Annotated in this window: 20 protein-coding genes, 3 tRNA genes and 2 pseudogenes; 14 read left to right on the forward strand and 11 right to left on the reverse strand. The window is 62.4% G+C overall.

Features of this window, described 5'->3' with window-relative positions; genetic code table 11:
• Positions 1 to 6: 6 nt before the first annotated feature.
• On the reverse strand, positions 7 to 2241 hold the full coding sequence (locus RBA40_RS31085; RefSeq protein WP_306652558.1) for an NHL repeat-containing protein: 2235 nt from the start codon (positions 2239 to 2241) through the stop codon (positions 7 to 9).
• Positions 2242 to 2608: 367 nt separating this feature from the next.
• Here RBA40_RS31085 and RBA40_RS31090 point away from each other — a divergent pair, with 367 nt between their 5' ends.
• The 3 genes from RBA40_RS31090 to RBA40_RS31100 are packed head-to-tail and all read left to right on the forward strand — an operon-like array spanning position 2609 to position 4796.
• Positions 2609 to 2974: a GntR family transcriptional regulator gene (locus RBA40_RS31090; protein ID WP_306652590.1), complete on the forward strand. Its 366-nt coding sequence runs from the start codon at positions 2609 to 2611 to the stop codon at positions 2972 to 2974.
• Positions 2971 to 3840, forward strand: a complete 870-nt coding sequence (locus RBA40_RS31095; protein WP_306652560.1) for an ABC transporter ATP-binding protein — start codon at positions 2971 to 2973, stop codon at positions 3838 to 3840. Before RBA40_RS31090 ends, RBA40_RS31095 begins: the two co-directional genes overlap by 4 nt.
• Complete coding sequence (locus RBA40_RS31100; protein ID WP_306652561.1) at positions 3837 to 4796, forward strand: hypothetical protein; 960 nt, start codon at positions 3837 to 3839, stop codon at positions 4794 to 4796. Before RBA40_RS31095 ends, RBA40_RS31100 begins: the two co-directional genes overlap by 4 nt.
• Positions 4797 to 4847: 51 nt before the next feature.
• On the opposite strand, the gene RBA40_RS31105 is transcribed toward RBA40_RS31100, so the two are convergent.
• The 4 genes from RBA40_RS31105 to rnr all read right to left on the reverse strand — a co-directional run bounded on the left by RBA40_RS31105 (position 4848) and on the right by rnr (position 9810).
• Positions 4848 to 5528: a YceH family protein gene (locus RBA40_RS31105; protein ID WP_306622541.1), complete on the reverse strand. Its 681-nt coding sequence runs from the start codon at positions 5526 to 5528 to the stop codon at positions 4848 to 4850.
• 10 nt (positions 5529 to 5538) lie between these two features.
• Entirely contained in the window at positions 5539 to 6279 is a 741-nt protein-coding gene (cysE, locus tag RBA40_RS31110) for a serine O-acetyltransferase (protein ID WP_306652563.1), read from the reverse strand.
• Between the two features lie 279 nt (positions 6280 to 6558).
• A complete protein-coding gene (gene rlmB / locus RBA40_RS31115) occupies positions 6559 to 7308 on the reverse strand; it encodes a 23S rRNA (guanosine(2251)-2'-O)-methyltransferase RlmB (protein ID WP_306622545.1) in 750 nt (249 codons plus the stop codon).
• Between the two features lie 3 nt (positions 7309 to 7311).
• The gene (gene rnr / locus RBA40_RS31120) at positions 7312 to 9810 is read right to left on the reverse strand and encodes a ribonuclease R (protein ID WP_306652565.1); all 2499 of its coding nucleotides are present in this window, start codon (positions 9808 to 9810) and stop codon (positions 7312 to 7314) included.
• A gap of 355 nt (positions 9811 to 10165) precedes the next feature.
• On the opposite strand from rnr, the gene RBA40_RS31125 reads away from it, so the two are divergent.
• The 8 genes from RBA40_RS31125 to RBA40_RS31160 all read left to right on the forward strand — a co-directional run bounded on the left by RBA40_RS31125 (position 10166) and on the right by RBA40_RS31160 (position 15218).
• Positions 10166 to 10250: transfer RNA gene (locus RBA40_RS31125), tRNA-Leu, on the forward strand.
• A 67-nt stretch (positions 10251 to 10317) separates the two neighbouring features.
• A tRNA-Leu gene (locus RBA40_RS31130) sits at positions 10318 to 10402 on the forward strand.
• 67 nt (positions 10403 to 10469) lie between these two features.
• Positions 10470 to 10554: transfer RNA gene (locus RBA40_RS31135), tRNA-Leu, on the forward strand.
• 125 nt (positions 10555 to 10679) lie between these two features.
• Entirely contained in the window at positions 10680 to 11735 is a 1056-nt protein-coding gene (locus RBA40_RS31140; protein WP_306652567.1) for a serine hydrolase domain-containing protein, read from the forward strand.
• A gap of 17 nt (positions 11736 to 11752) precedes the next feature.
• The gene (locus tag RBA40_RS31145) at positions 11753 to 12484 is read left to right on the forward strand and encodes a hypothetical protein (protein ID WP_306652569.1); all 732 of its coding nucleotides are present in this window, start codon (positions 11753 to 11755) and stop codon (positions 12482 to 12484) included.
• A gap of 16 nt (positions 12485 to 12500) precedes the next feature.
• On the forward strand, positions 12501 to 13241 hold the full coding sequence (locus tag RBA40_RS31150; protein WP_306652571.1) for a sensor histidine kinase: 741 nt from the start codon (positions 12501 to 12503) through the stop codon (positions 13239 to 13241).
• A 350-nt stretch (positions 13242 to 13591) separates the two neighbouring features.
• Positions 13592 to 14137 (forward strand): TIGR01841 family phasin, encoded by a 546-nt coding sequence (phaP, locus tag RBA40_RS31155; RefSeq protein ID WP_306652572.1) that lies wholly within the window; start codon positions 13592 to 13594, stop codon positions 14135 to 14137.
• A 427-nt stretch (positions 14138 to 14564) separates the two neighbouring features.
• Complete coding sequence (locus RBA40_RS31160; RefSeq protein ID WP_306652573.1) at positions 14565 to 15218, forward strand: hypothetical protein; 654 nt, start codon at positions 14565 to 14567, stop codon at positions 15216 to 15218.
• 519 nt (positions 15219 to 15737) lie between these two features.
• On the opposite strand, the gene RBA40_RS31165 is transcribed toward RBA40_RS31160, so the two are convergent.
• The gene (locus RBA40_RS31165; protein WP_306652575.1) at positions 15738 to 15992 is read right to left on the reverse strand and encodes a DUF4259 domain-containing protein; all 255 of its coding nucleotides are present in this window, start codon (positions 15990 to 15992) and stop codon (positions 15738 to 15740) included.
• Between the two features lie 257 nt (positions 15993 to 16249).
• Entirely contained in the window at positions 16250 to 16465 is a 216-nt protein-coding gene (locus RBA40_RS31170; RefSeq protein ID WP_306652577.1) for a hypothetical protein, read from the reverse strand.
• Between the two features lie 197 nt (positions 16466 to 16662).
• On the opposite strand from RBA40_RS31170, the pseudogene RBA40_RS31175 reads away from it, so the two are divergent.
• A pseudogene (locus RBA40_RS31175) lies at positions 16663 to 16761 on the forward strand (integrase); the annotation flags it as partial.
• A 132-nt stretch (positions 16762 to 16893) separates the two neighbouring features.
• Here RBA40_RS31175 and RBA40_RS31180 read toward each other — a convergent pair.
• Positions 16894 to 17040 carry a hypothetical protein gene (locus RBA40_RS31180; RefSeq protein ID WP_306652579.1) on the reverse strand — a complete coding sequence of 49 codons (147 nt, stop codon included), beginning with the start codon at positions 17038 to 17040 and terminating at the stop codon, positions 16894 to 16896.
• Positions 17041 to 17324: 284 nt separating this feature from the next.
• On the opposite strand from RBA40_RS31180, the gene RBA40_RS31185 reads away from it, so the two are divergent.
• Both RBA40_RS31185 and RBA40_RS31190 read left to right on the forward strand, forming a co-directional pair.
• The gene (locus tag RBA40_RS31185) at positions 17325 to 18977 is read left to right on the forward strand and encodes a VRR-NUC domain-containing protein (RefSeq protein WP_306652581.1); all 1653 of its coding nucleotides are present in this window, start codon (positions 17325 to 17327) and stop codon (positions 18975 to 18977) included.
• A 7-nt stretch (positions 18978 to 18984) separates the two neighbouring features.
• Positions 18985 to 21240, forward strand: a complete 2256-nt coding sequence (locus tag RBA40_RS31190; RefSeq protein WP_306652583.1) for an ATP-dependent DNA helicase — start codon at positions 18985 to 18987, stop codon at positions 21238 to 21240.
• 337 nt (positions 21241 to 21577) lie between these two features.
• Here the strand turns inward: RBA40_RS31190 and RBA40_RS31195 are convergent, their stop codons facing one another.
• The 3 genes and pseudogenes from RBA40_RS31195 to RBA40_RS33720 all read right to left on the reverse strand — a co-directional run.
• Entirely contained in the window at positions 21578 to 21832 is a 255-nt protein-coding gene (locus tag RBA40_RS31195) for a hypothetical protein (protein ID WP_306652584.1), read from the reverse strand.
• A gap of 52 nt (positions 21833 to 21884) precedes the next feature.
• Complete coding sequence (locus RBA40_RS31200) at positions 21885 to 22409, reverse strand: hypothetical protein (protein WP_306652586.1); 525 nt, start codon at positions 22407 to 22409, stop codon at positions 21885 to 21887.
• Positions 22410 to 22851: 442 nt separating this feature from the next.
• Positions 22852 to 23169 (reverse strand): annotated as a pseudogene (locus RBA40_RS33720) (IS66 family transposase); the annotation flags it as partial.

Genomic DNA, 23169 nt, shown 5'->3' on the forward strand with positions numbered 1-23169 from the left:
GCCCGCTCAGTTGGGCGGCAACACTGTCTGCATCACCGCTCCGGCCGTCATGCCGTACAGTTTTCCCTGGCTGTAGACCATGCTGTGGATGTCCACATCGCCCCACCCTAACTGCGGGGTCGACAGCCAGCCATCCGGACTGATCTTGCGCACCTTGCCGTGCCCGCTCATATACATATCGCCATTCGGCGCGAAGCTCATCTGCACCGAGGAGTAAAAGCCCAGCGCCGTCGAGCGCGCGGGGCCATCGGCACTCCCGTGCCGGCCCGGCACGCCGGCAAAGACCGACAGCACGTCCTGCTTGTCGAGCTTGAGGATGGTCGCACTGACTGTGTCCGCAATGTACAGGTTCCCCGCCGCGTCCAGCGTCAGGGCGGTCGGATTGAATCCGTCCGACGGATCGGTCAGGCCGGTGGCTTTGAGCATGCGCTGCAGGTCGACCAGCACGCTGACCTGGCCCGATGGCGTGATCCTGACCACTCGCTCCGGCATCGAGGCCAGTACGTTGCCCTGCGCATCGATCCGCATTTCCACGATCCGCGGCAGGGCCGGCGTGGGGGTGATCGCGGTCATTTTCCCGTCCACGATCTTGCCGATCCAGCGCGTGTCGGCCACATACACGGCGCCGGCCGCGTCGAGCGCGACCGCCCTTGGAAAGACGAACTGGATCGGATCGAGGCTGGCGCTCCTCGATCCGCGCGAACCGGCGAACGTCGTGACGAGACCTTCGGGAATAATCTTGCGCACGACCCTGTAATTGGGATCCGCCAGGTACAGGCTGCCGGCGGCGTCAACCGACAGGCGCGTGGTTTGCAGGAAACTCGCATTCGCGCCCGCGCCGTCGCGGCTACCCATGTAGTACGGCGTTGCAGCCGAGGTAGTCACGACGCCCGACCTGGTGATAGTCTGTAACACATCATCGTCGCCCAGGCGTGCGATATTGCCTGCCGGATCGAATGCCAGCATTCCTGAGTAAGCAAGGCGGGGCCCATTGCCATAGCCCGGTGGTCCGATATTCGAGTCCGCGCCGCCGGCCAGCGTACTGACCAGGCCAGCGGGCGTCATCTTGCGTACCATTCCCACATCCGAGAGAAACAGGTCGCCGAGCGCAGCGACCTTCATCGACGACAGACTACCGAACACCGCCGACCGGCCCATGCCATCGCTCAACTGCTTCGTATCGTCGCCGTCGCCCGCCAGCAGGGTCGCCCCGCCGCCCGCGATCGTGTAGACCTTGCTGTAGTCGGCGACGTACAGCGTACTATCTTTTCCCATCGCCACGAGGTGCGGCTGGGTCAGCGGCGCCGCACTGCCGGCCGGGTTGGTCCAGCCGACCGTGGTGACGACGCCGGCCGGGGTCACGCGCCGATAACGCGCGCCCTGCTCCAGCACCAGATAGTCGCCGTTGGTCGCGAGCGCCAGTTCGAAAGGCTGGTCGAACAGCGCCGCCGCGCCGGCACCGTCGCGTATCTCGACCGCTTTTTCGGCGTAGACGCAGACCCGGCGTGGCGTGCCGGCGATCGTGCTGACCACGCCCGCCGGCGTGATCTTGCGCAGCGTATTGTTACAGGTATCGGCCACGATCAGGTTACCGGCGCCATCGACGACCATGCGCGAGCGGCGGTCGAAATGAAAACTGGCTGCGCCGGCGGCCCCATCCTGGGCGCCGAACACACTGGCCGAACCGGCCAGGGTGGAGACGGCGCCGGCCGGCGTGATCTTGAGCACGACCTGGCGCCCGACATCCATGACGAAGGTATTGCCCGACTTGTCCATCGACATGCCGGACGAGGTGTGCAGCGGCACCGCCGTGCCGGCCAGAATGAGCGGGAAGCAGTTGACCCTGACGTTGCTCACGGCGCCCTTGCCGACCGTACCGGCGCCATCGGTGACGCTGCACGAACGCCCCGCAGGCGCGGTCACGGCAACCGCATACGGCGCCCCCTCGCGTCCCCGCTGACGAAATTGGAACGTTCCATCGCGGTCCACCACGACGCTGTCGCCACCGTTCGCCAGCGACAGCGGGACGCCCCACGCCAGGCCGGCGACCGTGCCGCCGATCTCGTAGCTCTGCACGCTTGCCGGCGGCGCGGGCACCGGGGTGACAGGCGCTGGCGTGGCCGGCGCGGGATTGCCGCCCCCACCACCGCCGCCGCAGGCGGCCAGGGAGGCGCACAGTGCCAGCGAGAGCGCATGGTTCAGGATGACCTGACGGCCCGGTGCAGAAGGTTTGCTTGTCATGGATGGTACGGAGGAAAGTCAGGTTGGCCGGAGAAGCACTCATGCGAGCATGGCGGGCTGCGGCGCGCGGCAATGCGCGTCCTGCGCAGTGCCGGCGGCGCGCGATGACAGACGTTTTTTCGGAATGAAAACGCCCGTGAATATGACAGAACACCACTGAATATTTACACAAGGAAATAATATAGCCACTTTCGGGCAGTACCTGCTCACTGGCAGCCTGGGTCATGGCTCCTTATTTATTTCACATGCATACGCTTGTCGACAACAGGAGTAGTGTTATAGTTAAGTACATCACCACCTCATTACTTCACCAACTGGGAGGAAACATGTGTCATCAAACAGCATCACCGCGGCGCAAGGGTCCGCCATGACGATCGGCTGGAACGACCACACGCCCATCTACCGCCAGCTCAAGGACAAGGTCATCGGCATGATGCTCGATGGCGCCCTGAAAGCCGGCGACGCCCTGCCCTCGGTGCGCCAGGTGGCGGCCGAATACCAGCTCAATCCGATCACGGTCTCGCGCGCCTACCAGGAACTGGTGGACGAGAACCTTGTAGAAAAACGAAGGGGAATTGGCATGTATGTGACCGAAGGCGCGAGCGAAAAACTGCTCGCCAGCGAACGCGAGCGCTTCGTGCGCGAAGAATGGCCGGCCATGCTCGAACGCATCCGCCGCCTCGGCCTCGACCTCGACCAGCTGCTGCGCGCGCAAGACGGAGGCAAATCATGAGCGCCGTGGGCAAGCCCGTCATGACGGCCCGCGGCTTGAGCAAGCGCTACGGCAAGTCGGTGGCGATCGACAACATCAGCTTCGACATCCCGGCCGGCAAGATCGTCGGCCTGATCGGCCCCAACGGCTCCGGCAAGACCACCACCCTCAAGGCCGCGCTCGGCCTGACCGCCTTCGAGGGCGAACTGTCGGTGCTCGGTTTCGACCCGCGCACCGAGCGCGATGAACTGATGCAGCAGGTGTGCTTTATCGCCGACGTGGCGATCTTGCCGCGCTGGCTGCGCGTGTCGGAAGCGATCGACTTCGTGGCCGGCGTGCATCCCCGCTTCGACCGCGCCAAGGCTGAACGCTACCTGGCCGCGACCAAGCTCAAGCCGGATATGCAGGTCAAGGCCATGTCCAAGGGCATGATCGTGCAGCTGCACCTGGCGCTGGTGATGGCCATCGACGCCAAGCTGCTGGTGCTCGACGAGCCGACCCTGGGCCTGGACATCTTGTACCGCAAGCAGTTCTACCAGAACCTGCTGGAAGACTATTTTGACGAAAACAAGACCATCATCATCACCACCCACCAGGTCGAGGAAGTCGAGCACATCCTCACCGACCTGATGTTCATCCGCGACGGCAAGATCGTGCTGTCGGCCTCGATGGACGAGGTCGGCGAGCGCTTCGTCGAAGTGATGGTCGCGCCCGACAAAGTCATCGCCGCCAACGCCTTGCAGCCGATCGACCAGCGCACCGTGTTCGGCAAGGCCGTCATGCTGTTCGACGGCGTGGCGCGCGAGCAGCTCGCCGTCCTCGGCGAGACCCGCAATCCCAGCGTCGCCGACCTGTTCGTCGCGACCATGAAAGGAAGCTACGCATGAACACACTGACCTGGCTGCTCAAGCGCGAGTACTGGGAGCACAAGGGATCGTTCCTGCGCGCGCCCGTCATTCTGGCCATCGTGATGGTCGCCGTCACGGTCCTGACGGTCGGCTTCGGCATCGGCTCATCGGACTCGCCATTCCGGCGCCTGCTGAGCGGCACCGTGCAGGGCCAGGCGCTGGTGCCCGGCGCCCTCAAGGGCGTGGCCGACGTTCTGGCCATGCTCAGCCTGGTCGGCACCCTGCCGCTGCTGCTGATGCTGACCGCCACCACGTTCTTCTACTGCCTGGGCGCGCTGTACGACGAGCGGCGCGACCGCAGCATCCTGTTCTGGAAGTCGCTGCCGCTCTCGGACACGCACACGGTGCTGTCGAAAGTAATCACGGTCACTATCGTGGCGCCCCTGATCGTCATCGGCGTGAGCACGGCGACCTCGGTGCTGCTGGTGCTGTTCGCCGGCGTGACCGCCGCCCTGAACGGTGTGAACGTGTTCGGCGCCCTGCTGACCAACCCGATTATCCTGCTGGCGCCGCTGCGCGCGCTGGGCATGCTGCCGGTGTACCTGATCTGGGCGCTGCCGACGGTCGGCTGGCTGCTGATGGTGTCGGCCTGGGCCAGGTCCAAGGTGTTTCTGTGGGCGGTGGGCGTGCCGGTGATTGCGCTGGTGCTCGTCAAGTGGATCGTGTACGTGCTGGGCGCCGGGCACGCCGCGGTAACGCTGATGGAAACGGTGGTTGCCCGCATCCTGTTCGGCCTGGTGCCCGGCAGCTGGCTGGGCGGTGAGGCGAGCGCCATGGATGGGCGCGGCGGACAGATCACAATCGAACGCGTGAGCAGTCTGCTGTCCGAATCATGGACTAGCCTGGCGACACCGGGCGTGTGGGTCGGGGCGGTTGCGGGGATGGCGATGATTTACGCGGCGATCCGGCTGCGCCGGTTCCGCGACGAAGGCTGACACCCGGTGCCACTGCTGACGTTCCTGCAAGGGCAGAAACGTCAGCGCCGCTTACTCGAACTGCGTCTTGAAGGCGATGAACTGCAGCTTGAGGTCGTCGACCTCGGCGCGCAGGGAGGCCACTTCCTGTTCCAGCTGCGCCACCCTGCTGCCCTGGGCCGGCGCGCTGACCACCCCGAACGACGATTCCTGCTGCGACAGCGCCGCGTCACCGCCCAGGAGCTGGCCATAGCGTGGCTCCTTGGTCCCCGGCGCGAGCGCCAGGCGGGCCACGATCGGCGGGTATTTATCGATCAGGAATTGCAGGCACGCCTCGACATCGGCCACCGACTTGAATTCGTGCAAGCGCCCGCTGCGGGTGCGGATCTCGCCTGCCGTCTGCAAGCCGCGCAGCATCAGGATCGTCAGCACGGCCAGCTTGTCCTGCTCGAGCGACCATTTGATGCGCATGCGGTGCTCGTACTTGGTCACGCGCGCGCCGGCCTGGGTGATGCCGTTGACGAACTTGCGCTGCATCAGGCGCTGCAGCACGTCCTGCACCGTTTCGTCGGACAGCTGCATCACCGGATCGCGGCTCGAGAGCTGGTTGCAGCCGTTGGTGATGGCGTTGAGCGACATCGGATAGTTGTCCGGCGTGAGGCCTTCTTTTTCGGCCAGCACCGCCAGCACGCGGATTTCGAACGGGTCCAGCAAGGCAGCGCCGTCGGCGCCGCCCGTTGTTTCTAGTGTCATGCGTATGTCCTTACTCGACCAGTTTATTGAGCTTTACCGAATCCAATTTATCACACTCGGGCGTGCTCTGGCAGGCGATTCCGGCCGTCTTCATCAGGGCCATCAGCCGGTCGAGCTGTTCGTCCTGGCGCGCCGCGTGATTGATCAGGCCATGCAAGGCCTTCGAGAGCGGATCGTCGCCGTTCGGGGTAACCCCATAGGCCGAGAACAGATGCGCGCTCGAGCGCGTATCGGCCTCTTTCTGCACGATGTGAGCCGGGTTGCCGACCGCCGTGGCGCCGGCCGGCACCGGCTTGATCACCACCGCGTTCGAGCCGACCTTGGCGTACTCGCCCACCGTGAACGAACCGAGCACCTTGGCGCCGGCGCCGATGATGACGCCGCGTTCAAGCGTCGGGTGGCGCTTGGTGCCGCTGTTGAGCGAGGTCCCGCCCAGGGTCACGCCCTGGTAGATGGTGCAGTCGTCGCCGACGACGGCGGTCTCGCCGATGACCACGCCGAAGCCGTGGTCGATGAAGACGCGGCGGCCGATGGTCGCGCCCGGGTGGATCTCGATACCGGTGAGAATGCGCGCCAGGTAGGAGATGAAGCGTCCGATCCACTTCAGGTTGCGGGTCCAGCAAGCCTGCGCCCAGCGATGCATCATGATGGCCTGAAAGCCAGGATAACAAGTGAGCACTTCCCATCCGTTACGGGCGGCCGGGTCGCGTTCAATGATGCTCTTGATATCTTCGCGCAGGTGTAAAAACATAAACAGGGACGTGGGGACAGTTGCGATACAGGCATGGTAGCGTATCCGACCGTCTCCCGCTTATGTACGGTCAATTTGGCCCGATCCGCATGAAGATGTTTGCAAGAATCGCGGACGATGGAAGTGGACTGCATTGCCGCCTGTACGGACGTGGCGAGTGCCTGCAAGGCCGCCGCGGACGGCGGCAACACAATGAAAACCTGCAAGTGAGAACCTGCAAGTAAGGAGGGGACGACACGCCGGCCGGATGTGGCGCGCCGGCGCATCCAGGGCGAAGCTTTAGCCCTGGCCTTCGCGCGCGATGCGCTGGCGGCGTGCTTCGTACAGGCACACGCCCGACGCGACCGAGACGTTCAGACTCTCGACGGAGCCGAACATGGGGATGCCGACGAGCACGTCGCAGGTTTCGCGGGTGAGGCGGCGCATGCCCTCGCCTTCCGAACCCATGACGAGCGCGGCCGGGCCACTGAAATCGGCTTCGTACAAGCCCTTGTCCGCGTCGTCGGTGGTGCCGATCAGCAGGATGTCGCGCTCTTTGAGCTCGCGCATGGTGCGCGCCAGGTTCGTGACGGTGATATACGGCACGGTTTCGGCCGCGCCGCTGGCGACCTTGGCCGCCGTCGCATTCAAGCCGACCGCGCGGTCCTTCGGCACGATGACGGCGTGCGCGCCGACACCGTCGGCCACGCGCAGGCAGGCGCCCAGGTTGTGCGGATCGGTGATGCCGTCGAGGATCAGCAGCAGCGGCGGACCTTCGATGGCGTCGAGCAGTTCATCCAGGTTGCGCGCCAGCGCCAGCTGGCTGGCAAAGGCAATCACGCCCTGGTGGCGCCGGGTTCCGACGATCTTGTCGAGGCGGGCCGAATCGACCGGCATGACGCGCACGCCCAATGCCTTGGCATTGGCGACGAGATCGTGCATGCGGCGATCCTGGCGGGTCGCATCGACAAAAATTTCTTCCACCGACGAGGCCTCGTGACGCAGACGCGAGGTCACCGCGTGGAACCCGAAAATCATTTTATTCTTCATGTGTTATCGCTTGCTCTTGTTCGATTTGCTTGTTGATTTTGCTGCTGGTTTTGCGGAACGGCTCGGCGCCTTGCTGGCCGTCGAACCGGACTTGCTGCGTTTTGGCTTGCTGTCCGACGCTTCGGCGCCGACGCTCTCGTCGAGTTCGTAGCGCGATGACGTATTGCCCGCGCCGCCGCCCGATGTGCGGCCCGACTTGGCCGACTTGGCCGGCTTGGCATCGAGCGCCTTGTGCGCGGCGCTTTTCGGCTTGCCCGCGCCGCTATCGGCCTGCACGCTGCTACCAGCGAGCACCAGGTCGATCTTGCGCGCCTCCAGATCGACGCGCGAGACCTGCACCGTCACGCGGTCGGTCAGCTGGTAGCGCTTGCCGGTGCGTTCGCCGCGCAGTTCGTGGCGCGCGTCGTCGTACTGGAAGTAATCGGTACCCAGTTCGGTGATGTGCACCAGGCCTTCGACGAACAGCGCGTCGAGCTGCACGAAGATGCCGAAGGTGGTCACGCCCGAGACCACGCCGGTGAATTCTTCGCCGAGCTTGTCCTTGATGAAATAGCACTTGAGCCAGGCTTCGACGTCGCGCGAGGCTTCGTCGGCGCGGCGCTCGTTGGCCGAGCAGTGCACGCCCAGGGCGTCCCAGATGGTCAGGTCTTTTTCGTTCTTTTGCTTGCCGTCCGCCTTGTCCTTGGCCTGCTGCTTGCGCGCAGCGTTCGACACGGTGGTGTTCAGGCCGGTCAGGTCGATGCCTTTCGGTTCGTACTTTTTACCGAGCAAAATGGCCTTGATGGCGCGGTGCGTCAGCAAGTCCGGATAGCGGCGGATCGGGCTGGTGAAGTGGGCATAGGCCTCGTACGCCAGGCCGAAGTGACCGATATTGTCGGGACTGTAGACCGCTTGCTGCATCGAACGCAGCAGCATGGTTTGCAGCAGCGACGCGTCCGGACGGTCCTTGATCTGCTTCATCAGTTCGGCGTAATCGTTGGCGGTCGGCTTGTCGCCGCCGTTCAGATTCAAGCCGACCTGCTTGAGGAAGGTGCGCACTTGCGTGAGCTTTTCCTTGGTCGGCGAGGCGTGGATGCGGTAGGTGCCCGGATGCTTGTGGCGGATCAGCAGGTCGGCCGCGCAGACGTTGGCGGCCAGCATGCATTCCTCGATCACCTTGTGCGCATCGTTGCGGGTGCGCGGGATGATCTTTTCGATCTTGCCCAGCGCATTGCAGACGATATAGGTTTCGGTGGTTTCGAAGTCGATCGCACCGCGTACCTGGCGCGCGTTGTGCAGCGCGTGGTACACATCGTACAGATTGAGCAGGTGCGGCACGATGGCCGGGCGGCGCGCCGCTTCGGGACCGGCGGTGTTGCCGAGGATATCGGCCACTTCGTTATAGGTCAGGCGCGCAGCCGAGTGGATCACGGCCGGATAGAACTGATAAGCCTTGATCTCGCCCTTGTCCGAAATGACGGCGTCGCACACCAGCGTGAGGCGGTCGACGGCAGGGTTCAGCGAACACAGGCCGTTCGAGAGCTTCTCGGGCAGCATGGGAATGACGCGGCGCGGGAAATACACCGAGGTGCTGCGTTCGAGCGCATCGACGTCGAGCGCATCGTTCGGCTTGACATAGTGGCTCACGTCGGCAATCGCCACGATCAGGCGGAAGCAGTTGGCCTTGCCGACCTTGACCGGCTCGCAGTACACCGCATCGTCGAAGTCGCGCGCGTCTTCACCGTCGATGGTCACCAGCGGCACATCGCGCAGGTCGACCCGGTCGGCAAGGTCGGCTTCGCGTACTTCGCCGGGCAGCTTGGCGGCCGATTTGAGCGCGGCGGCGGAGAAGATATGCGGCACCCCGAACTTGCGCACGGCAATTTCGATTTCCATGCCGGGATCGTCCAGGTCGCCGAGCACTTCGACCACGCGGCCGGCCGGCTGCTTGAAGCGCGACGGCTGCTCGCTCAGCTCGACGCTGACGATCTGCCCTGCCTTGGCCTTGCCCGGCGAACCGGCAACCAGGATGTCCTGGCCGATGCGCTTGTCTTCGGGAGCGACGATCCAGACGCCGTTCTCATTGAGAAGGCGGCCGATCACATGACTGTTTCCGCGCGTGACGACTTCGACGATGGTGCCTTCAAGGCGGCCGCGGCGATCGGTTCCTGTGACTTTGGCGAGCACACGGTCGCCATGCAGAACTTTCTGCATCTCTTTGTCGGACAGGAACAGGTCTTCGCCCGGTTCGTCGGGAATGACGAAGCCGAAACCGTCGCGGTGCGCACTGACCTTGCCGGCGATAAAGCCGGAATGGTCGGCCAGGGCGTAATTGCCATCGGCGTCGGCGTGGATCTGGCCGTCGCGCTGCATGGCATTCAAGCGCCTGGTTAACACCTCCAGCGCGGCTGGCTTGACCTTGAGCGTGCGGGCGATGGCTTCAAGATCAAGCGTCGTGCCCGCGTTGCGGAAAATGCCGAGAATGTCCTCGCGGCTGGGAATGGTATGAGTAATTTGGTTCAAATGGTTTTCTATATTTGTTTTTGGCAGCGCTCACGGGAAATGCCTGACCGGATAGCTGACACAGTGATTATTGACACGGTGATAGGCGTAGTGTAACGGAGTACGGTCCGATTCGCCTAACGAAGCGTGCTTTGAAAGATTCTTCGGCCAGGGCTGTGACATTTCCAAATCTTCGGCTATAATTTTGGTCTTTCGCGGAAACGTAACGTCGAGGCGGAAGAAAAAAGCAGCATATTCGCATGGTGTGGAGCAAAAAGAGTAACGAAAGTTAGTCTGGCGCAAAACTCCGAAAGCGAGTATGATAGCAGAAGTCGGCGGCAACGCCGGTTTGCAGTAAAGAAGCAGGCAACACAATGCCCACGTGGCGGAATTGGTAGACGCGCATGGTTCAGGTCCATGTGCCGCGAGGTGTGGGGGTTCGAGTCCCTCCGTGGGCACCACTCCCTGGAAGATGTTTTTCCTGAGAGTATCAAGTAGCAAAGTAGTTGTTGTAGCAGCTGTATCAATGCCCACGTGGCGGAATTGGTAGACGCGCATGGTTCAGGTCCATGTGCCGCGAGGTGTGGGGGTTCGAGTCCCTCCGTGGGCACCACTCCCTGGAAGATGTTTTCCGAGAGTACCAAGTAGTCAGTAGTAACTGTTGTAGTAGCTGTATCAGTGCCCACGTGGCGGAATTGGTAGACGCGCATGGTTCAGGTCCATGTGCCGCGAGGTGTGGGGGTTCGAGTCCCTCCGTGGGCACCACTCTACCGGGTTAGTATATTCCCGCAAAATTCCACAAACGCCGCAGTCCTTGCATAAAGGCTGCGGCGTTTTGCGTTGTGCGGCCGCTTTATGCAGCGCACATCCGCTCCATTCAGAAAGACGCCATGCGCTCTCGTTTTCCCGGCCCCCTGTTGGCCGTTGCCGTGTTTGCCTTGTCCGGCGCCGTGCGCGCCGACCCCGTCGACGATATCGTCAACGCCGAAATCGCGCGCCAGCAGATTCCCGGCGCCAGCATTGCCGTCATCAAGGATGGGCGGGTCATCAAGCAAGCCGGTTACGGCATGGCCAACCTGGAGCACCAGGTGCGTGTGACGCCCGATACCGTGTTCCAGTCCGGCTCGGTCGGCAAGCAGTTCACCGCCGCGCTGGTCTTGCTGCTGGCCGCGGACGGCAAACTGCGGCTGGACGATCCCATCTCGCGTCACCTTGCGGGCACGCCGCCGGCCTGGAAAAAGATCACGGTACGCCATTTGCTCAACCACACCGCCGGCTTGCGCGATCCGGACGACATCCTCAAGATGAACCAGGATTACACCGATACGCAGTGGCAACGCGCGGGCAGCACGCTGCCGCTGCAGTGGGCGCCGGGGACGAAATGGGCTTACAGTAATTTCGGCTACCAGTTGCTGGGCATCCTGTGCACCCGGGTTGGCGGCAAGTTTTACGGCGAGCAGCTGCGCGAGCGCATCTTTGCACCGGCGGGCATGCAGGCGCGCGTCATCAGCGAACGCGACATCGTGCCGCACCGCGCCGCCGGCTATGACGTGGTCAAGGGCGAATTCAAGAACCAGGAATGGGTATCGCCCACGCTCAACACCACCGCCGATGGGAGCTTGTACCTGACCGTGCACGACCTGGCCAAGTGGCATATCGCGCTCGATGGCGAGCAGTTGCTGGGCGCGGCAATCAAGCAAGCCATGTGGACGCCCACCACGCTCAAGAATGGCAGCACGGTGCCCTATGGCTTCGGCTGGGAGACGTCGCCGACCCTGGAGCGGCGCTCGCTCTGGCACGATGGCGCGTGGCAGGGCTTCACCACCCAGAGCACGCGCTTCGTCGACGATGGCCTGGCGGTGGTGGTGCTGACCAACCGCTCTGAAGCGAAGGTCGACAAGCTGCTCGAACTGGTCGCCGCACACTACCTGCGCGCACCACGCTGACAGACAGCGACGCAACAATGTCCCTCACCGAGCCATTGCGCACACCGCACTACTGGTACGACGACGCCGTGTACGTGCTCCTTCAGGCCGAACCGGTGTTTTACCTGAGTCTCTCCGATCGGGCAATCCGCAACGCATTGGAGCGCATGAAAATCCGCGCCCGAGACTATCAAAAATTCGTCAGCGCCTACCCGTCCGTGTGCTGCGAGCCGCTTGAGCAGTTCTATCTGTTCCGTAAAGGCATGAACATGCTAAACGAGGAATTGCTGTGCGATTTGCTGTTCTCGTTTGGTTGGCGAGAAGCGAACTGGGGTGCCTGGCTTGCCGCACTGGCGCCGCAGCCAGTCTACGCGGCCCATCTGGCGCGCCGCCTGCCAACCCTGCCCCACGGGACGACCGTCGTGGGCCTTGCGCTGGCTGCTTGCGGCCAAGAGGTGCAGCAAGAGCTCAGCGACACGTATGCCCTTCTTGTAGAAGTCAGGGAAACGCTGGACCGGCTGCCTGTTCAACCAATTCCCGTGCGCCGCAACTATTCGCGCGACCAGGAGTGCGCCATCCGCCGCGAGAATGATGCAGTGCGCGATGCGTATCGCACAGGTGGCCTTGACGCAGCGAAAAAGCTGCTCGATCAGGGATTGCTGCGCCACTTCAAGGCCACGCATCAGGAATGGCTGCGCGCCGGAGCACCGGACGCGCCAGCCGTTGCGCGCATGCGGCAACTGCGCCACAAGGTACTGCCGCGCTTCTGACGGCGACGCGGCGCTCGTGGTTTGTCCCGCTGCGGATGAGCTGCGCCTGATCGGCGTGGCGACGCACCTGGCGGCGCTTGCCATCGAACGCACGCGGCGCGAAGCGGAACTGTCCCGGCACCGCGACCATCTGCAGGAACTGGTGGTCATACGCACGGCCGACCTGTCGCGCGCGCAGGAAGAACTGGTGCGGCGCGAAAAACTGGCGGCGCTCGGCGCGCTGGTGGCCAGCTTCAGGCAGGTGGCGGTGGACCGCAGCAGTTCGGAGCGGCGCCCCTTCGTGCTGGGCGCACTGGTCGACGAATTGCTGCCGCCGCTGCGCATCCTGGCGCGCCATCGCGAGGTGGCCATCCGCGCCGAGGTCGCGCCCGGGCTGGCCATGGACAGCTACCCGGGTCCGCTGGCCGAAGTGCTGACCCATCTGGTGGACAATTGCCTGGTGCATGCTTTTGCCGACGATGCGCGCGGCGCCATCGTGATCGGCGCGAGCGCCGGGCCGCAGGCGAGCGTGGTCGTGTCGGTCGCCGACAACGGCGCCGGCATCGCCCCGCCGCTGATGCCGCGCGTGTACGACCCCTTCGTCACCACCAGGCCCGGCACGGGCGGATCGGGACTGGGACTGCATGTGGCGCACAACATCGTCAGCGGCGTGCTGGGCGGCACCATCGAACTCGATAGCGAACTGGGCAAAGGTTCCACCTTCCGCCTGCGCCTGCCTGCGATCGCACCCGCCATGAACGGCCAGGACAGCGGCTGACGGCCGGGTCCGGCACGCGGCACGCTTGACTTGCGGCGCGAAGAGACTATGCTCGCTCTGGCATATGATAACTTTCCGCAAACTCGGTGTATCCGCCCTGCTCGCCTGCGCCTGCGCAGCGCTGCTTGCCGCGCCCGCACCCTGGTTCACCTGGCGCAGCAAGGCCGACGGCAAACTGGTCTGTCACCAGACGCCGCTCGGACCTGGCTGGGAAAAAGCCGGCGGCCCCTATCGGGATAGCCATTGCACGAAGTTGCTTATTGCTAAATAATAGCCAAATGATAGGTAAAAAACACAGAGGAGAAGACTGAAAGCTGTCCGTTGCATCCATTCCAACTGAGGAGAAGTCAATGTTTACGAATCCCGAACAATTTGCATCCGCCACCAAGACGCTTTTTGAACTCCAGATGATGACCTTTAACGCCCTGACCAGCAAAGCGGTACAGGGCGTGGAACAGGTTGTCTCGCTGAACATGACGACTGCAAAAAATTCGGTGCAAGGCAGCATGGCCATGGGCAAGGAAATGAGCCAGGCCAAGGACCCGAAAGCGGCGATGGACGTGGCAGCGGCCCACGCCAAGCCGATGGCCGGCGCGGTGGTGTACGGCGAACAGCTCAAGGTGATCATCGACGACATCCACAGCGAATTCACGCAGGCTGCCGACGCCCATATCGCCGAAGCCAAAAGCACCCTCACGGCGCTGATCTACGATGTGACGCAGAACGTCAAGCCGGGCAGCGAAAACGCGGTGGAAATCATCAAGACCGCGATCGACAATGCGTTCCAGGGCTACGAACAGGTCACCAAGGCAACGCGCCAGGCGGTGCAGGTGGTGGAAGACCAGATCGCCAAGGCCACCGCGCAGGTGGCGCCGGAGGAAAAGAACGCGGCGTAAGCAAATCATTCCAGCCTGTCAATAAAAAAACCGTCGTTGCCGCGCTTGCGGTAACGACGGTTTTTTGTCGGCAGCGGGTCAGGCCACAGCGCCCCCGCACACAACCAATACCAGTACCAGCAAGGTAATGCGCTTGCGTGTCGCGAGGCGGTCGACCGCCTTGTGTGCAAAATCTCTCAACGTGTTCTCCTGGTAGCGCCGCGCCCTGCGCCGCGGCAAACACCATTATTGGATCAGCGGCGCCACCGCCGGTTGCGCTTGATCAACCCACTTTTGGTTACCTCCACCGTGTTGCAAAATCTGTGGGCATTTGATGCGGCGCAAACGACTAGGCAGCCGGACCTGAAAGCACGACAAATATCAGAAGCATTCGTACTGGAATTGTTTCTAATAGGAATGTCCGTGTTCTCACCTCCAGGAGTTGTCCGTGTCCATTCCCGCCCAAAACAGCTATCCCAGCACCCTGCCCGACCAGCGCGCGAACACGCGGCGGGCCTACGATATCGAGCAGCAAGCCTATGCCGCGGTGGGGCGCAGCTTCGCCGCCGGCAGCGAGGCCAAGAGCCGCCACCTGCGCTTTGTCTTCGCCTCGTTGGCGGTCGTGACTATCATGATCCTGATTGCACTGGTGGCCCGGCTGACCCAGGAAAACGTCACTTCGCCCCATGCGCTCAAGATCGCCGCCGCGAGCAAGGCCGCGCCCCAGGCGGCCAGCCTTGCGCTGCCGGGCAAGGCCAAGCCGGTGGTGATCATCGATGAAAAGGACGATGCGCCCAAGCGGCCGGTGGTGGCCTCGGAACCCATTCCGCCGCTGGTACTACTGACGCCGGCCGAGACGCAGCCTGCCCCGGCGATGGCCCAGGCGCGGCCCGCTGCAGCGCTGAAGGCAACAGTGAAGATGCGTGAGCGCGGCAAGGTGGTCGCTGCGGCACTCAAGCATGTCACCTTAAAGGGGGGGAAAGCGTCACATGCGGTCGCCGCGAACAGCGCGGCGGCGCGCAAGGCCGCGCGCAAGACGCCGGCGCCAGTCCCGGTGAAGCGCAAGGTGTCGGCCTCCGCTGCTGCCAATGCCCTTTATTGATCCGGCTGGCCAGCTGTCGGGCGGCAGCCACTACGACAACCCGGCGCCTGACTACGCTCTACAGCACTTTGGGCGACCAAGTTGGCGTTATTCGCTTACTACCGCGACGGGAAGCCCGGCCAGCTGATGCGTGGCTGACCGCTTTCGAAAAGCCCACCTTCGGGTCTTAGATCCGTTAGTGCCACTTAGTCATCATCTAACGCTTCGCGCGTCCGTCTGATCCCTGCGCCTGATACCTCATAAGCGTCCCCAGGATCCGCATCCTGTCGATACTTCCCCGAAGATTTCTCGACTTTCCGATACACGCCGAACACTACCAATGGGCCGATTAGAGGAACACACAAACAAGCATCAATTGCGCCGCTTTCTGCCAGCGACTAGAGAATTCGTCACTGATGACCTTCATGCTTGCCCACAACGCTATCAGTACATATATTGCAAATGCAAACACAGCAATCTCTAGGTACATTCCTGCCTCACGTTTGTTGAATGACGGTTCGGGGCCAGAATCTGCCAGGGCTACCGCAAGCGCGTATCAAGATCGACTATTGCATTCATCCATTGCTTGTCGTCGGATTCCTGCCAAAGCTGGCGCAGCTCGGAAGCATCCGTGTCCTTAACCCGTGCCAGCGCCTTTCTTGCGAGTGCTGAAAACCTCGCTATCTCTTGCTTGGGTTGCTGCTTGAACCAAGCGCCAAGTTCTTTCGGCAACCCGCTCGGTTTTCCTTTTGCCGCAGCTACCAGCTCAGCTGCGGCGACCGCCTTTTTCGCCAACGCGAATCTTGGCTGAGATCGACAATGTCAGACTCAAGCCAACGTTTGTCAATTTTTTTCAGTAGGCGATGACTTCGCTTCGTCATTTACAAGTCCGTTGGTGTAAATGTGGCGGCCACAATACCAAGCCACCCGAGTCCTCATTGGAGCGGGGCCAATGGCAGCCGAAAGCCGCCTATCGAGTGATGATAGCAGCTTGCCAATAGGAAAGCTCCGCCGCCGGTCACGACCGGCGGCTACGGCCCCATTGCAAACGTTCAGGGTGGCGAGCGACGTGCCTTTGCCCTACGTGCCATACGAAAAAAAACACCGCAAGCAAATACGCCTAGCAGCACTCCCAATATCAGTTGGCCAATGGCGGCCGCGACGGCAACGCCCGTTACGAGGCCGAAGCCTATTGCACCGTCAAGAATGTGCAGGCTGCTTTCGATAAGCCTGCCTTTAGATGACTTCGCCCAAAACCAATCCTTCATGGCGGTTCCTATACTTTACACCTTTACTACATTGATGGCATGGTTGAGCGTTCAGTGAGACTACTGGAACGACCGCCCCTGGCAGGAAGCGGCCTGTCGCAGCAGGATACCATTTTTCCCGCCGAAAAAGTCCTCAGATTATCACGACCACCGGTTGAATCCGCAACCCAAAGCCGACATTCATGCCTCATTAGTTTCAATCGCTGCTTGGGCATACTTATCTCGAAAGCACCGTCCGGTACTTAAGTATTGAAGTCGACGACGCGCTGGAGATGGCCGAGCAAACAGACGCGTAGGCATTTTGGCGGCCGAGCCGCCTTTAGCAAACAGACTTTATTTGGGAACATCGCCGTCTGTGCGGAAAATGCTGAAATTTGCATCTACTTTTCCAGTAAGTGCAACCTCAACGGCCAAATTCCACTGTTCTATTACTGTCGAGTCCACGGGGTTTCCATCGGCGAGCAACGACATTCCTCCTGATGGCTGCCGATCTCATCAGACCCCGTCAGCTTAAATTCTTCTTTTAAGAAAGCAAACATGGCGAGATATGCCTGTTGGCTGGTGAGAAACACCATAAATACTCCAGTTTCTCACCCCAAAAGTTGCCAAAATAGCGGAATGACCCTGCATATTGCTGCTCAGCGGATAGCAACAGTACGCCCAGGTCTCTGCGGCGTTTGTCGTTCCCGGGCCGCTTCAATTTTAATTAGGGCCGCCAGCGTCCCACCTGCGCGCCGGCGCTGCCTGGAAGCCCTGAAAACCACGGCCGACGGCGGGCGCACTAATTTTGCTGGGGTTTGACGGCCACTGACGATATACTGTACATAATTACAGGTATGGGTCGGTTGCCCGCAGTACGATGCGCACAGTTCTTGAGAATGAGTTCTATTACCTGGACAACTTCCATCAGGTATTGGAATGGATTGCCGGGCGTTACAGCGACTTGCTCACCGATGAGGAGCAAGCGTTCATCGCCACGTTCCCGTCGCTGCCGCAAGCATCGCGCGCGCTGCTGGTGCGCATGGTCATGCGCAAGGGCATGGTGTTCCGCGCGAGCAAGCTGAACTACGCGGAAATCGGCTGCGCGGTCGAGGCCGCGCGCCACCTGCTGCCTACCGGCTGGCTCCAGTGCGACCCGGTGATCACGCTCGACGAACTGTTCGAGCTGCTGCTCAAGGCTGAAATCGGGACCATTTTCAGCCTCTCCCTGCACGAAAAAAGCGTCCGCAAGGCCGAGCAGCTGGCGGCCCTGCGCGAAGCGTTTTGCGACGCCCGCGCGTTTTCCGCCTGGTACCGCGACTCGCCCGACACCGTCTACAGCATCCCCGTCAAAGCCCTGTGCGAGCGCCTGCGCCTGATTTTCTTCGGCAACCTGCGCCAGGACTGGACCGAATTCGTGCTGTCCGACCTCGGCTTGTTCCAGTATGAAAAGGTCGAGTTTTCGGCATCGTCGCGCGGATTTCGCACCCGGCGCGATGTCGACGACTACCTGGCGCTGCACCAGTGCAAGGAGCGCTTTCGCGCCGGCGATGCCCTGCCCGACGTGCTTGCCAGCCTGCCGCGCGAGCATTTTGACAACGAATGGATCGATAGCCGGCGCGAACGGCTGATGTTCCAGATCGCCCAGCATGTGGAAAAGCAAAAAGACTGGGGCCAGGCGTTCGAGCTCTACGCCTGCTGCAACTATCCCGGTGCGCGGGCGCGCGCCATCCGCGTGCTGGAAAAACACGAGCGCCATGCCGAGGCGCACGCGCTGCTCGAACGGGCCCAGGCCGCGCCCGAGAGCGACGCCGAGCGCCAGCAACTGCTGCGCATCGCGCCGCGCCTGCGCCGCAAGCTCGGGCACCAGCCGCTGCCGTCGCGCCGCAATCCCTTCGTCGCGCGGCTCGACCTGAGCCTGCCGATGCCGCTTGAACCCAACTGGTGGGTCGAAGGCATCGTGCGCGACCATCTGGCGCGCGCCGACGCGCCCGTGTTCTACGTCGAGAATGCGCTGATCAATTCCCTGTTCGGCCTGCTGTGCTGGCGTCCGATCTTCAGCGCCATTCCGGGAGCGTTTTTCCACCCGTTCCACCGCGGCCCGGCCGATCTGCACAGCGCCGATTTTTACCGCCGGCGCGAACGCGAGTTTCGCGCCTGCCTCGACCAGCTCGACGACGGCCGCTACCAGGACACGATCCGCGCCAACTACGACAGCAAGCGCGGCATCCAGTCACCGTTCGTGGCGTGGGAGGCGCTCAGCGCCGAACTGCTGGACATGGCGCTGGCCTGCATCCCCGCGCTGCACCTGAAAAAATGGTGCGAGCGCATCCTGCTCGACATCAAGGCCAACCGCAACGGCTTCCCCGACCTGATCCAGTTCTGGCCCGTCGAGCGGCGCTACAACATGATCGAAGTGAAGGGCCCGGGCGACCGCCTGCAGGACAACCAGCTGCGCTGGATCGAATATTGCGCCGCGCACCAGATGCCCATTTCGGTGTGCTACCTGCAGTGGGCGCAGCCGTGTTCGTGAGGCGCGCGTGAGCTACGTTGTGGCGGTGCGCGCCCTATGCGAATTTTCAGCCAAGCAGGGCGACCTCGATCTGCGCTTCACGCCCTCGCCCACGGCCCAGGAAGGCATCGCCGGCCACGCCGTGGTAGCCGAGCGGCGCGGGCCAGGCTACCAGAAAGAGGTCAGCCTGTCTGGCGAATACGGCCCGCTGCTGGTGCGCGGACGGGCCGACGGCTACGATCCGGCCCGGAACCTGATCGAAGAAATCAAGACCCACCGCGGCGACCTTGAACGGATGCCCGCCAACCACCGCCACCTGCATTGGGCGCAAGTGCGCGTGTACGGGCACCTGCTGTGCGCGCAGCTCGGGCTTGACGAGGTGTCGCTGGCCCTGGTGTATTTCGACATCGGCAAGCAGACCGAAACCGTGCTGCGCGAAACCCGCAGCGCCGCCGACCTGCGCACGATGTTCGCCGAACAGTGCGAGCGCTTCGTGGCCTGGGCCACGCAGGAACTGGCGCACCGCGAAGCGCGCGACGCGGCGCTGGGCGCGCTGCGGTTCCCGCATCCAGATTTTCGTCCGGGCCAGCGCGACCTGGCCGAAACCATCTTCCGCGCCAACAGCAGCGCGCGCTGCGTGCTGGCGCAGGCCCCGACCGGCATCGGCAAGACCGTCGGCACCCTGTTCCCGGTGCTCAAAGCGGCGCCGCTGCACCGCCTGGACAAGGTGTTTTACCTCGCAGCCAAGACCCCCGGACGCAAGCTGGCGCTCGACGCGGCGCAGGCGATCAAGCGCAGCGCGCCCGGCATGCCGCTGCGCGTGCTGGAACTGGTCGCGCGCGACAAGGCGTGCGAGCATCCCGACAAAGCCTGTCACGGCGACTCCTGCCCGCTGGCCAGGGGCTTCTACGACCGCTTGCCCGCGGCGCGCAGCGCGGCGCGCGAGGTGACGCTGCTCGACCGCGAAGGCCTGCGCGAGGTCGCGCTGGCGCACCAGGTGTGCCCGTACTACCTGGGCAGCGAAATGGCGCGCTGGAGCGACGTGGTGGTGGGCGACTACAACTACTACTTCGACATGGGCGCGATGCTGTACGCTCTGGCGCTGGCGAACCAGTGGCGGGTCAGCGTGCTGGTGGACGAGGCGCACAATATGGTGTCGCGCGCGCGCAAGATGTATTCGGCCGATCTGGAACGCGGCGCATTGCGGGCGGCACGCGCGGTGGCGCCGGCGCACCTGAAAAAGGCGCTCGACAAGGTGGGGCGCAGCTGGCCGTCCAAGGATGGCGCGCACTACGAGGTGCTCGATGCGCCGCCCGAAAAGCTGCTCGATGCGCTGCAGGGCGCATCGAGCGCGATCACCGATTTTTTGGCGGAGAACCCGGGGCCGATGGAGCCGGACCTGCAGCGCTTTTACTTCAACGCCCTGCACTTCGCCCGGCTGGCCGAGACCTTCGCCGAGCACTCCATGGTCGACTGCACGCGCGACGGCGCGCACGCATCCACGCTCGCCATCCGCAACATCGTGCCGGCGCCGTTCCTGAAACCGCGCTTTGCGCTGGCCCACGCGACGGCCCTGTTTTCGGCCACGCTCAGCCCCTGGAACTATTACAGCGATGCGCTAGGCCTGCCGCCGGACACGGCCTGGGTCGACATCGACTCGCCCTTTGTGGCCGATCAGTTAAGCGTGCATGTGGTGCGTGACATTTCCACGCGCTTTACCCACCGCGCCAGATCGGTGGCGCCGATTGCGGCGCTGATCGCGCGCCAGTACGCGCAGGAGCCGGGCAATTACCTGGCATTTTTCAGCAGCTTCGATTACCTCGACCAGGTGGCCGACCGGGTGGAACGCGATTTTCCCGGCATCCCCGTGTTCCGCCAGCCGCGCCGCATGGCCGAAACGGAGCGCGACGCTTTTCTGGGAGGCTTCACGCTCGAGAGCCGCGGGGTCGGCTTTGCGGTGCTGGGCGGCTCCTTCGGCGAAGGCATCGACCTGCCGGGCGCGCGCCTGATCGGCGCCTTCATCGCCACGCTCGGGCTGCCGCAAATGAATCCGGTCAATGAGCAGATACGCCAGCGCATGCAGGCGACGTTCGGTGCGGGCTACGACTACACCTATCTGTATCCGGGCATGCAGAAGGTGGTGCAGGCGGCCGGCCGCGTGATCCGCACCGAGGGCGACCGCGGCGTGGTGTACCTGATCGACGACCGCTTCGCCCAGCCCGAGGTGCGCGAACTGCTGCCACGCTGGTGGCATGTCGACCAGACGCACATGGCGTTGACTTAAAAATTCACCCTCGTCGTTCCTGGCACTGCCAGAAACGACTTCCCGCGCCAAGGCGGCACTCGGCGGGAATTCAATCCCGTCAGGGTTGCACGATCGTTGATGCGCGGTCGCCCACATTTCGGCGATCTACTGTAAGTTGGAAGATGAGCTTCTATAAGCGACCAAAGGTCTTCAGGAAGAAGGATTTGGGCCATGGCATCGGTCTGTCTGCGAATACGGTCGTCATCTTAGCGCGCGGACTGCGGGCAGGTACGACAGCTTCCGCAGCCCTAAGCAGACATTGTGGCTTAAACCGGTTCAAACTCACTCAGTCACCGTCCAACGCTTCCTGCGTCCGTCAATCGTCTGCGCCAGATCTCCCATAATCCTCGCCAGCATCGACATCCTGGCGATATTTCCCAGACGGTTTCTCGGCTTTTCGATGCACACCGAATACTACTAATGGGCCTAGTATCGGAACACACCAAACAAGTGCCAACTGTGCAGCTTTTTGCCAGCGGTTAGAAAATTCATCGGCAATGACCATAATGGTTGCCCATATGCTCACCAGCGTATATAAGCCGCATGCGAACACAACAACCTCTACGCGCATTCCTGCCTCCCGTTTCCTTCCATGAATTCAATTTGCCCCCTTGACGAAACGCTCAGCGAACACTTAAGGTCATTCTCTTCACATATTTGAACCATCGATCGTCATCATTATCTACGCGCTCGAAATGCTTCGTATCCGGCAACGAGCTGTGCATTATCAAGTAGCGCTTTCCAATCATGAAATGGGGCGAGACCATCGAGCAGTCACCGTTAACACCCATCCTCCCGGAGTATCTGCTCCAGAACTCGTCTTCAACATGATTGCTAAAGGTCGTGTCCCAGATTCCAGACAAGTCGCCTTCACCATTAAGCTGAATAGTTGCTCCGGCCTGGCCCTTCAATACTTGCAGCACGCGCAAAGTGTATGTCACTGGTCTCCGCGCATCAGAAGTGGACTTAGCTGCCTGCGTGCCTATCACTTCTGCCCATAATATTTGCGTGGCATCATCCACTACAGCAGAATGCGGCCGCACGAGATTTCGAGGCAGCGAAAAGCACGCGAGCGCCGTTCCAGCGTAAAGTGCAAAGCCACCGAATACCACTATCGATCGCCAGTTCGGTCGTCGAACGTTGTGCATCTATTCATCCCTCTTTTGTGGCGAGCCGCCCACCTATGACGATGCTCGCCAACGGTTCATGGTTCATATGCCTGGCTCTGCGAAAGTCGTGGGAACGTCGGCTCCTGGCCGGCAGTTGCCGATTGTACGCGACGGTGAACTGCCCATAAGGATCAGTCCGCTTTCACCCCGAAGCAAACGTCCCCCTCTTCGGAGCCCACCTTTACTTCCGTAACCTGCGCTGCCCGATAAATAACCCTACAGCGAGAGCACACATTGATACTATCGGCAGTGAGCCAATGAACCCTGTTAGCCCACCAATGGCGCCGTGTAGAAACCAGGCACGCCATTCGATTACCCCGTTGCAGTGAAATTCACACTGTGGATTGTAAGGGCTCCACAAACCCCAGCCTATTGAGTTGGGTCGATCGCTGGTTAAATCGGGGGTATGCAAATCCTTCACATTCCACGGCAGGAGCGCCTCCACGTCCTCCACGGTTGTCGCCGAAGGCAGGTCGCGCAGCACACGCCGCAGCCACGTGTAAGGCTCTACTCCGTTCGCCTTGGCCGTCTCCAGCACCGAGTAGATGACGGCGCTGGCGTTGGCACCAGCCACCGTGTCGCTGAACAGCCATGCCTTGCGGCCGACGACGAACGGGCGGATCGCATTTTCGGCGCGGTTGTTGTCGATCGGCAGGTCGCCGCGTTCCGTGTAACGCGTCAGGCGCGGCCAGCAATCGCGCAGGTACGACAGCGCCGTGCCGAGCGCGCTTTTCGGCGT

It is taken from the genome of Massilia pseudoviolaceinigra, from assembly GCF_030846505.1.
Lineage (GTDB): Bacteria > Pseudomonadota > Gammaproteobacteria > Burkholderiales > Burkholderiaceae_D > Telluria_A > Telluria_A violaceinigra.

What these genes read in the sequence shown, in the direction of transcription:
- RBA40_RS31085 (WP_306652558.1), bottom strand. Translation starts at nt 2,241, where the DNA reads ATGACAAGCAAACCTTCTGCACCGGGCCGTCAGGTCATCCTGAACCAT.
- RBA40_RS31090 (WP_306652590.1), top strand. Translation starts at nt 2,609, where the DNA reads ATGACGATCGGCTGGAACGACCACACGCCCATCTACCGCCAGCTCAAG.
- RBA40_RS31095 (WP_306652560.1), top strand. Translation starts at nt 2,971, where the DNA reads ATGAGCGCCGTGGGCAAGCCCGTCATGACGGCCCGCGGCTTGAGCAAG.
- RBA40_RS31100 (WP_306652561.1), top strand. Translation starts at nt 3,837, where the DNA reads ATGAACACACTGACCTGGCTGCTCAAGCGCGAGTACTGGGAGCACAAG.
- RBA40_RS31105 (WP_306622541.1), bottom strand. Translation starts at nt 5,528, where the DNA reads ATGACACTAGAAACAACGGGCGGCGCCGACGGCGCTGCCTTGCTGGAC.
- cysE (WP_306652563.1), bottom strand. Translation starts at nt 6,279, where the DNA reads ATGTTTTTACACCTGCGCGAAGATATCAAGAGCATCATTGAACGCGAC.
- rlmB (WP_306622545.1), bottom strand. Translation starts at nt 7,308, where the DNA reads ATGAAGAATAAAATGATTTTCGGGTTCCACGCGGTGACCTCGCGTCTG.
- RBA40_RS31140 (WP_306652567.1), top strand. Translation starts at nt 10,680, where the DNA reads ATGCGCTCTCGTTTTCCCGGCCCCCTGTTGGCCGTTGCCGTGTTTGCC.
- RBA40_RS31145 (WP_306652569.1), top strand. Translation starts at nt 11,753, where the DNA reads ATGTCCCTCACCGAGCCATTGCGCACACCGCACTACTGGTACGACGAC.
- phaP (WP_306652572.1), top strand. Translation starts at nt 13,592, where the DNA reads ATGTTTACGAATCCCGAACAATTTGCATCCGCCACCAAGACGCTTTTT.
- RBA40_RS31170 (WP_306652577.1), bottom strand. Translation starts at nt 16,465, where the DNA reads ATGAAGGATTGGTTTTGGGCGAAGTCATCTAAAGGCAGGCTTATCGAA.
- RBA40_RS31180 (WP_306652579.1), bottom strand. Translation starts at nt 17,040, where the DNA reads ATGGTGTTTCTCACCAGCCAACAGGCATATCTCGCCATGTTTGCTTTC.
- RBA40_RS31185 (WP_306652581.1), top strand. Translation starts at nt 17,325, where the DNA reads ATGCGCACAGTTCTTGAGAATGAGTTCTATTACCTGGACAACTTCCAT.
- RBA40_RS31195 (WP_306652584.1), bottom strand. Translation starts at nt 21,832, where the DNA reads ATGCGCGTAGAGGTTGTTGTGTTCGCATGCGGCTTATATACGCTGGTG.
- RBA40_RS31200 (WP_306652586.1), bottom strand. Translation starts at nt 22,409, where the DNA reads ATGCACAACGTTCGACGACCGAACTGGCGATCGATAGTGGTATTCGGT.